Below are 9,771 nucleotides of genomic sequence, written 5' to 3'. Positions count from 1 at the left end.
ATCATTTTATTTTTATTTTTTTTCTATTTAGACTAAGTATGTATGTCTGGCAAGGTGTCTCTTATATGTAACACTTGATTTGGTATAGATGAAAAGTAAATTGGAAAAACAGCTACGCTCTTTTATTGACTTTGATTATTCAAAGCGGACAATCGACAGATTTCATCGTTGGATGATTAGTCCTGATTCTGCAGAAGAGAAAGAAATGGCGCTTCATAATTTATGGTTTAAGACGAAAGGAAAGTTTGGACACGGTATGGAGCATTCGTTTCAGCAGGTATTGGATAAAATCGGCATTGAATATACTCCAATGGTTACAAATGTAAATCGTTGGAAGTTGTGGAAATCTGTTGCGGCAGCTGCTGTTATCGTCATTCTGTCTGTGACAACTACTTTGTGGGTAAGTTATAATCATTTTGACAGGGACAATATCGCAATGGTGGAACATTATGTGAATAATGGGGCCAGAGAGACAATCAGTCTTCCGGACGGAACTACCGTATGTCTGAATTCTGGTTCATATGTATTTTATCCTGAAAATCTGGAGGGCAAGACCCGAACGGTTTATCTGATGGGAGAAGCCGAATTTAAAGTGGCAAAAAATCCGGAGAAACCTTTCATTGTGCGATCATCAAATATGGCAATAACTGCCTTGGGAACAGAGTTTAATGTGAAAGCTTATCCGGAAGAAGATATAATAACCACTTCTTTGATCGAAGGGAAAGTACGAGTGGACTGTAATGATACGATTAGTTATGTTTTAACTCCCGGATATCAGGTTGTGTATAATAAATGTACAGCTGACTGCCAAGTGCTGACTGCCAACATGAAAGATGTAACGGCATGGCAACGAGGGGAAATTGTATTTAATAAAGCCACAATTGCTGAAATTATACAGACATTGGAGCGTCATTTTGGAATTATGTTTTATGTTTCTACGAAGAAACGTAATCAGGATCGCTACAACTTTGTGTTTAAAGAAAATGCAGGGCTGGAAGAAGTTTTGGAAGTGATGCAAGTGGTTGTCGGCCAATTTGATTATCGTTTGAAAGACAATGCCTGCCATATAATTTGGTAATGAATATTTTTCTTATTATTTAACGCTCAATTTACTCCGCCTATGTAGAAAAATATCCGGAGAAGGCCCCACCTACTCCGGATATGAAATAAGTTTAGTATTAAAATGGTGTAAAAATAGTTTACCACCTTTGTTTGACTTGAGAAAATATTATGATTTTAACACTAAAACGCTGCTAAGATATGAATTTATATCTGAAAAACATTAGAAAAAGTATATTAATAATTTGTCTGCTATTAATAGGGTCAGCGATTTATGCTCAGAATAGTAGTAAAATAACAATAAAAAGAAAAAATATTTCACTACAGGAAGCATTGGCTGAAGTTAGGAAGTTAACCCACATGTCTATTTCTTATAATGATTCTCAACTTCCTGTAAATAGAATATCTTTAGATATTGAAAAACAACCTTTGGAGCAAGCCTTGAAAGTAATTCTTAAAGGAACAGGTTTTACATATTTGATAAAAGATAATTATATAATGATTGTGCCGGAACAAAATATTAAAAAGGCTAAAAGCAGAAATATATCCGGCAATGTTGTAGATGCGAAAGGAGAACCGTTAATCGGAGTTACAGTGATTGAAAAAGGAACAACTAACGGTGCGGTGACCGATTTGGATGGCAATTATAAAATAACAACTAAGACTGCAACGCCTGTTCTTGTTTTTTCATACGTAGGTTATCAGGCAAAAGAGACTCATGCTACAGAAAATATTGTCAATATAGTTTTGGAGGACGGAGCGCAGGAACTGGGAGAAGTGGTCGTTACGGCTTTAGGAATTAAACGTTCAGAGAAAGCATTAAGTTATAATGTTCAGAAAGTGGGCAATGATGCTGTCACTACTGTGAAGAGTGCCAATTTCATGAATTCATTGTCCGGTAAGGTTGCGGGAGTGAATATCAATGCTTCCTCGGCTGGTATGGGCGGCGCTGCCCGTGTGGTGATGCGTGGTCCGAAGTCTATCAGCCAAAGTAATCAGGCTCTTTATGTTATTGATGGTATTCCTGTGACTGGTAGAAGCCAAGGAGAATTGAAGGGGGATGCAATGATGTATGCGAATCAGCCGGGGACAGAAAGTATTGCGGATGTCAATCCGGAAGATATCGAGTCTATTTCGGTGCTTAGCGGACCGGCTGCTGCCGCTCTTTACGGTTCGGCTGCTGCTCAGGGAGTGGTTATGATTACTACTAAGAAGGGGCAAGAAGGAAAAGTGTCCGTCACAATTTCTAATAGTTCACAGTTTGCCAATCCATTTGTAATGCCAAAGTTTCAGGACCAATATGTGAATCGTCCGGGGGAGATAAAAACTTGGGGAGATAAAGCTGCTTCGGAATTCGGTACTTATGAACCGGCTGATTTCTTTAATACGGGTACTAATATTCAAAACAATATTTCACTGACAGCAGGTACTAGCAAGAATCAGACATATCTTTCTGTGGGTACGACGAATGCACAAGGGATTATTCCTAATAACTCATATGATCGGTATAATTTTACGTTTCGTAATACCACCTCATTCTTGAATGATAAGATGACTTGTGATTTTAACTTTAATTATATTCGTGAGAAAGATAAAAATCTGATGGCTCAAGGTCAGTGGTTTAACCCTTTGACTTCTCTTTATCTTTTCCCGAGGGGAGAAAGTTTTGATGCAATCCGTACATTTGAGGTATATGATCCTGTTCGTAAGATATATGTGCAAAATTGGAACTATGGAGATGCTCTTAAGATGCAGAATCCTTATTGGGTGGCAAACCGTATGAATCGCACTAATGACCGGAATCGTTATATGGTGAGTGCCAGCCTGAAATATGAAATATTAGACTGGCTGAATGTTACCGGGCGTTTGCGCTGGGATGATGCTGCCACTAAGCAGGAAGATAAACGGTATGCCTCTACATTAAAGTTGTTTGCACCTTCCGATTACGGTTTTTATGGCTATGATAAGATTAATGATCAGACATTGTATGGAGACTTGATGCTTAATATCAATAAGACATTAGGAGAGAATTTTAGCATTTCTTCTAATATGGGTGCTTCATTTTCCCGTTTGAAATATGATGTTACCGGTTTTCAGGGAGGTCTGAAAGCTCCTTCTAATGTGTTTACGCCGAATGCTATAGATTATGGAAACGCAACCAATGACAATCGTCCTATTTTTGAGAGCTACAAACATTATATCAATTCAATGTTTATCAGTGCCGAGTTGGGGTATAGAAGTATGCTTTACTTGACTCTGACCGGTCGTAATGATTGGGACTCAGCTTTGCATGGAACCGCACAAACATCATTCTTCTATCCTTCTGTAGGGGTATCTGCGGTTGTTTCGGAAATGGCGAAGATGCCACAAATGATTAATTATTTGAAAGTACGTGCTTCGTGGGCGTCTGTCGGTTCGGCCATTGAGCCTAATCTGTCATCGGCATGGAGGTATGAATATAATCCCGCTTTGGGAACTTATAAAACAGTAACTTACAAATTTCCGAAGAAATTTTATCCGGAACGTACGGATTCATGGGAGGCAGGTGTCACTGCACGCTTTTTTGGAAATGCTTTGTCTGTTGACTTGACTGTTTACCAATCCAATACACGCAAACAGACATTGTTGCGGGATGTTACGTCTGGAGCTGCAGGTTTTAATAAGGAATATATTCAAACTGGTAATATCAGGAATCGTGGATTGGAATTATCGGTGGGATATACTAAATCCTGGGTGGATTTTACATGGAGCTCTTCATTGGCTTACAGTATGAATCGTAACAAAATAGTAGAACTGTTGGAGAATCCTAATGAGGTGGTAAGGCAGGCAGGACTTAGTGGTTGCGGAGTAGTCCTGAAAAAAGGTGGCGGTATGGGCGATATTTATACATATACTGACTTTAAACGTGATGCTGAAGGGAATATCGCTCTTGATTCCAACGGGAATGTGATGCAGACCAACTTGTCCAATCCACAATACCGGGGTTCGGTATTGCCTAAAGGTAATCTTGGTTTTTCAAATGATTTTTCATGGAAAGGTGTGAATCTGGGATTTGTCCTGACTGCGCGCCTGGGAGGTATATGTATGTCACAGACACAGGCTATTCTGGATGAGTATGGCGTTTCAGCGGTGAGTGCTGAAGCACGAAATAATGGTGGTATAGCAGTAAATACCGGAAAAATCTCCGCCGAAGGATATTATGCGGTAGTAGGTGGAGACACCCCTATATGGTCCGAATATATTTACAGTGCGACCAATGTACGTTTACAGGAAGCTCATATTAGCTATACTTTACCTAGAAAATGGTTGAAGAGTAAAGAACTGACCTTGGGAGTGACTGCCAATAATCTGTTTATGATATACAGGAAGGCTCCGTTTGATCCGGAATCAACTGCGTCAACAGGGACTTATTATCAAGGGTTTGATTATTTTATGCAACCAAGTTTGCGTACCCTGGGATTCAACATCAAATTGAAACTTTGATATTAACTTAAAAAAAAGAAAGATGATGAAGAAAATAAATATAGTGAGAAGTTGGTTGATCGGTTCATTTGTTCTATTCGGGATTACCTCTTGTACTGCGGGGTTTGAGGATGCTAACCGTCCAGGACATGAGACTTCGTTGGAAGAGCTTGGACGAGACGACTATGCGGTTTCCTCTTTTATCACAGAGTTACAGAACTTTGCTTTTCCTGAACAGGAGAATACTTATCAAAATACGGAAGATCTCATTGGTAATTATTTGGGGCGTTACATGACTTATGTGAAGCCGGATTTTTCGGTGAAGAATTATACTTGTTTTAATGCATCGGACGATTGGAAAATCGTACCGTGGCGGGACGTGTTTGCCAAAGCGACGTCTTCATTTAATGCTGTGGCTGTCCTCACACAAGAAGAGGGCCCCATGTATGCATTGGCATTAATTTTACGTGCGCAGTTAATGTTGCGTTTTACTGATACATACGGTCCTCTTCCTATTGGGGTGGAAGAAGATGCCAATGCTTATTCTTCTCAAGAGAAAGTGTATAGCCATCTCATAGAGACTCTGGATAAAGCAATTTCCATCATAACTCCTTTGGTGGAGACGAATCCGGGATTGGTTTTGAAAGCGGATGCGGATAAGGTGTATGGAGGTAAAATGAATCAATGGTGTAGATTTGCAAACTCGTTGAAGTTGCGTATGGCCATCCGCATGCGATTTGTTAATCAGGATGAAGCTCAGCGAATTGCTGTGGAAGCATATAAAGCGGGAGTTATTGAACAGAACGAGGACAATTGCGCTATAACATATATTCCCAATGGACAGTATAAGACTTCTGTCGACTGGGGAGATAGTCGTGCCTGTGCCGATTTGGAAAGTTATATGAATGGTTTTGGCGACCCGCGTATTTATCAGTATTTTAAAAATACGGAAGAATATGGTAGACGTTCGGTTGTGGGTTGCCGTGCTGGTGCCAACGTGACCAATAAGGACCTTGCTATGAAAAAATATTCTGCTGCCAATATTGAGGAAGACTCAAGGGGAATGTGGATGACGGCTGCCGAGATGACATTCTGCCGGGCTGAAGGTGCGATGTTAGGTTGGGATATGGGAGGAACTCCCGGTGAGCTTTATAATCAGGCGGTTCGTTTGTCGTTTGAACAATGGGGGGTGGCCGGCCAGGCATATTACTACTTGGAAAATTCGGAAAAGACACAAGAGTATTATTATGATGCTGCGGATGGATATGGAGGCAATCATGCACCTGTCAGTACAATCACGGTGAAGTGGGATGATAATGATTCCCCCGAAAGAAAAATGGAAAGGCTGATTGTACAGAAATGGATTGCTTTGTTTCCTGATGGTCAGGAAGGATGGAATGAAATACGTCGTACCGGTTATCCTTGCGTATTTCCTGTGGCTCAGTCCACCAATGGATACGATCTGGATGTGCCGAATCGTATTCCGTTTGATCCGAGAGAGATGAATGGCAATAATCAGGAAAATTATCGGAAAGCTGTTGAAATGCTAGGCGGGAAAGATGATTATGCTGCAAGGATGTGGTGGCAAAATGGCGGTAACAAGTAAGAAATCTAAATGTAAAAAATATAAAAATGAAACGATTATATAAATATTTCTTTGGAATTTTAGGAATATCATTTGCTTTGACGGCCTGTGATGATTGGTTGGATACGGAAATTAAAGATCCTGCGAATCTGACTATATCTAATAAGGATGAGGCTTATTATGCCCGTCTGCGTGAATATAAAAAGACTGACCATCCGGTTGCGTTCGGATGGTATGGTAACTGGACGGGAACCGGTGCTTCTTATGAGAATTCCTTAAAAGGATTGCCGGATAGTGTAGATTTTGTGTCATTGTGGGGAAACTGGAAGAATCCGTCACCTGCTATGATGGAAGATTTACGTTATGTGCAAGAAAAAAAGGGAACGAAAGTATTGTTCTGTTTCCTGGTGCTTGATATTGGCGACCAGATTACACCGCCGATGCCACAGGAGGAAGTAGACAATGGTACATCTATAGAAGACTGGAGACATAAGTTCTGGGGGTGGGACTATTCACTGGAGAATCGGTTGGTTGCAGTGGAGAAATATGCGAACGCCTTGTGTGATACGATTGAAAAGTATAATTATGATGGGTTCGATTTCGATGCTGAACCGAATGTACAGCATCCGTTTCCTACCAATAAGGAACTTTGGCAAAATAACGGTCAAGTAATCGCGAAGTTTGTGGAAACGATGTCGAAGAGAGTCGGTCCGAAGTCTGGTACGGGAAAAATGCTGGTTGTGGATGGTGAACCGGATGCATTGCCTGCTGAGCTATTTCACCATTTTGATTATCTGATTCTGCAAACGTATACAACTTATTATAAGCAAGACAACAGTCGGCTGGATGCTCGCTTCGACAAACAGTATGCCCACTTCAAAGATGTGGCGACAGCTGGAGAGATTGCGGAAAAGATTATTATCTGTGAGAATTTTGAGGATCATGCCAAGACTGGTGGGGCAGCTTTTATACTTCCTGACGGCACGGAGATAAATTCACTTAGTGGTTTTGCTTATTGGAATCCGTCGGTTGGTGGCATACAATATCGCAAAGGAGGTGTAGGAACTTACCATATGGAATATGAATATAAAGTGAATGCACAAGGGAGCGAAACTTATCCGGCGTTGCGTAAAGCCATACAAATTCAGAATCCAAGTATTAAGTAAATAAAAACGAATAAAAAATGAACAGATATTTATTAAAACAAAATATAATCGGACTATTATTCTTTACATGTCTGTTTGTCGGTTGTGATAATGCCGAATATTCGGTGTTACATAATCAGGCCTATATTTCACAAACTGGTACGAATCCGAATACTGCATTAAAAGTGTTTATTGATCAAGATTTGGTGACAGCCAATTTGAATGTGCGTCTTTCCGATCCGGCAGAGAAAGACTATAACTTTGAGTTTGTGGAAGATGCTGAATTATTGGCAAAGTATAATGAAGTTAATTATACATCCTATAAATTTCTTCCTGCCGAACAGTATAATTTTAAGGGGAAAGAGGCTGTGATAAAGCAGGGGGAGGTTCTTTCGGAATCGTCAGGATTGGAAATTCTTCCCTTGACGCAGGAAATGAAAGATAGCGGAAATAAATATGCCATTGCTTTGACACTTCAGAGTAAAGATGGCGCGGCAGAGGTCTTGAAACCTGGAAGTACTATACTTTATTTACTTGATCCGGCCATTGTGACTTCAGTCCCGGTTTTCAACTCTAGACATAATGCTACTTTCAGTTTGGTTGAAGATTTATCTTTAAGTGAATGGACTTTAGAGTTCTGTGTCAATATGAGCAAACTTGGGAAGAAGGTTGGGGAATTGAATAATCAGGCCCTTTTTGATGGTTCAAGCAGTTTGGGCGAATCGGATGGGCAGATTTATACTCGTTTTGGTGATGCCCCCATTGAAGGAAATCGTTTGCAGATAAAGACTCAGGGCTTACAGATGAACAGTGCAACGTTGTTTGAAGAGAATAAATGGTATCAGATAGCTTGGGTGTGTACAAGCAGCAAGTTGTATCTGTATGTTGACGGAAAATTGGATAATTCGATAGATGTACCGGGTAAAGTGACCAATCTCAGTAAAACGAAATGTAAAATTGGAAATGCCGAATATTTGAAAGCAGATGTTCAGATGAGCGAATTCCGCTTATGGAAGCGGGCTTTATCTCAGCGGGAAATAGCCAACAACTTGTATGCGACCGATCCTCATTCCAATGCATTGTTTGCTTATTTTAAATTCAATGAAGGAAAAGGTGACAGGTTTACCGATGCTACAGGAAATGGAAATGAGGCATGGTGTAATGATCCTGTTGAATGGAGAGATAATATTCGCCTCAATGCTAACAATTAAATAATGTATTATAACTGAAATATCATGAAATCAATAAAGAAGAATATCATAACTTCGATGGTATTGCTTTTGCCATTGTGGTTTGTTGCATGTGAAAGTGAACGGGAAGTGGGAAGCACTCTTTTCCCGGAAGGAAACAGTGGTGACATTGTCAAAGCATTTATTGACAACCGTTGTTTTTATCCCAAGAATTATATGGAATCTACAGTTGTGCAGACAGGAAACGGAGGGGATTTGATTGCGGGTTCCGAACAGGTGGATCTCCGGGTGCAATTGACCAATGCTGCTCCCCAGGATTTGTTTTTTTCGATGAAAGTGGAGAATTCGGTATCGGATGCTGGAGAGGATGACGTAACATGGTTGGGAGAAGACGCAATCTCCTTTCTGAATCAAACGGTTACCATCAAAAAGGGAGAACTTGAAAGTGGGGAGATGATATCCTTCACGCTTGATGAGGAATCTGGTTCACTTAAGGAACTTGCTGAGAGTGGAATGGTGGCTTTGTCTTTGGTAACTACTGATGCAGTTGAGATAAGTGAAAATTATAGTACATATTTATGGAAAGTGAATAAGGAAATCACGAATATAGATGTGAATGGCAGTTTGAAAGGTAAAACAATGATTGATGTTACTTCTTATGATGTGATTGGAGGATATGGCCTTCCTACACAAGATTTAAGTGATGATGACATGAACACATTCCTAATGAGTTATATTGGCTATCCAAATGCTAAAATACCATTTCATATGCATGAGCCTCAGGAAATTATAGGGCTTTCAATTACTCCTGCTGGTTATTGGGGAGCATGGAATTTGGATTATTCAAAAGTGGAATTATTAGGTGGGGATGATCCGGATAATTTGACGCGCATAGGTATAGCGACATGCACAACAGGGATGCCTTCTGATCATACTCCTTGGGAAATAGCTTTTTATTCGCCTGTAAAACTGCGATATCTGACAGTGCATGTACTGGATAATTTCTCTAATGGTGAGTCTGTGAATGCATCATGTGCTGAAATACGATTGTATCGATAGGAGTTAGGGAATATGATTATTTTTCCTAATTTACAGTAGAGTGTAATTTATACTATGCCGGTAAAGATGAAGTATACTTTGCTGGCATAGTTTGGTTTATAACCGTTTGTTTTTTGTTGCCAGATGTTTGATTCATAATGTTCGTTGCAAAACTCTTGGATTAATGTTGCCTAAATGAAGTAAAACCAATACCTTTGTACCATATTTACTAATACTAAGAGTATGACTTATCATCATTTATCTGTCCTGGTCCATCGTCAGGCCGAAAAAT

Annotated in this window: 6 protein-coding genes; all 6 read left to right on the top strand. The window is 40.0% G+C overall.

Annotated elements, in window-relative coordinates; translation table 11 throughout:
- Positions 1-88: 88 nt before the first annotated feature.
- The 6 genes from ACT8YW_RS20015 (at position 89) to ACT8YW_RS19990 (ending at position 9,500) form a co-directional block, all read left to right on the top strand.
- A complete protein-coding gene (locus ACT8YW_RS20015; protein ID WP_004309565.1) occupies positions 89-1,078 on the top strand; it encodes a FecR family protein in 990 nt (329 codons plus the stop codon).
- A gap of 182 nt (positions 1,079-1,260) precedes the next feature.
- A complete protein-coding gene (locus ACT8YW_RS20010; protein WP_444106922.1) occupies positions 1,261-4,542 on the top strand; it encodes a SusC/RagA family TonB-linked outer membrane protein in 3,282 nt (1,093 codons plus the stop codon).
- A 25-nt stretch (positions 4,543-4,567) separates the two neighbouring features.
- Positions 4,568-6,127, top strand: a complete 1,560-nt coding sequence (locus ACT8YW_RS20005) for a SusD/RagB family nutrient-binding outer membrane lipoprotein (RefSeq protein ID WP_444106923.1) — start codon at positions 4,568-4,570, stop codon at positions 6,125-6,127.
- A gap of 26 nt (positions 6,128-6,153) precedes the next feature.
- Positions 6,154-7,272, top strand: a complete 1,119-nt coding sequence (locus tag ACT8YW_RS20000) for a glycoside hydrolase family 18 (protein WP_444106921.1) — start codon at positions 6,154-6,156, stop codon at positions 7,270-7,272.
- Positions 7,273-7,289: 17 nt separating this feature from the next.
- Positions 7,290-8,462: a DUF1735 and LamG domain-containing protein gene (locus ACT8YW_RS19995; protein WP_444106920.1), complete on the top strand. Its 1,173-nt coding sequence runs from the start codon at positions 7,290-7,292 to the stop codon at positions 8,460-8,462.
- 24 nt (positions 8,463-8,486) lie between these two features.
- Entirely contained in the window at positions 8,487-9,500 is a 1,014-nt protein-coding gene (locus tag ACT8YW_RS19990) for a DUF1735 domain-containing protein (RefSeq protein WP_444106919.1), read from the top strand.
- Positions 9,501-9,771: the final 271 nt, after the last annotated feature.

Origin of the sequence: Bacteroides sp., assembly GCF_052357945.1 — a bacterium.
GTDB lineage: Bacteria > Bacteroidota > Bacteroidia > Bacteroidales > Bacteroidaceae > Bacteroides.
This window is presented reverse-complemented; position numbering and strand designations above follow the sequence as displayed.

What these genes read in the sequence shown, in the direction of transcription:
- ACT8YW_RS20015 (WP_004309565.1), top strand. Translation starts at nt 89, where the DNA reads ATGAAAAGTAAATTGGAAAAACAGCTACGCTCTTTTATTGACTTTGAT.
- ACT8YW_RS20010 (WP_444106922.1), top strand. Translation starts at nt 1,261, where the DNA reads ATGAATTTATATCTGAAAAACATTAGAAAAAGTATATTAATAATTTGT.
- ACT8YW_RS20005 (WP_444106923.1), top strand. Translation starts at nt 4,568, where the DNA reads ATGAAGAAAATAAATATAGTGAGAAGTTGGTTGATCGGTTCATTTGTT.
- ACT8YW_RS20000 (WP_444106921.1), top strand. Translation starts at nt 6,154, where the DNA reads ATGAAACGATTATATAAATATTTCTTTGGAATTTTAGGAATATCATTT.
- ACT8YW_RS19995 (WP_444106920.1), top strand. Translation starts at nt 7,290, where the DNA reads ATGAACAGATATTTATTAAAACAAAATATAATCGGACTATTATTCTTT.
- ACT8YW_RS19990 (WP_444106919.1), top strand. Translation starts at nt 8,487, where the DNA reads ATGAAATCAATAAAGAAGAATATCATAACTTCGATGGTATTGCTTTTG.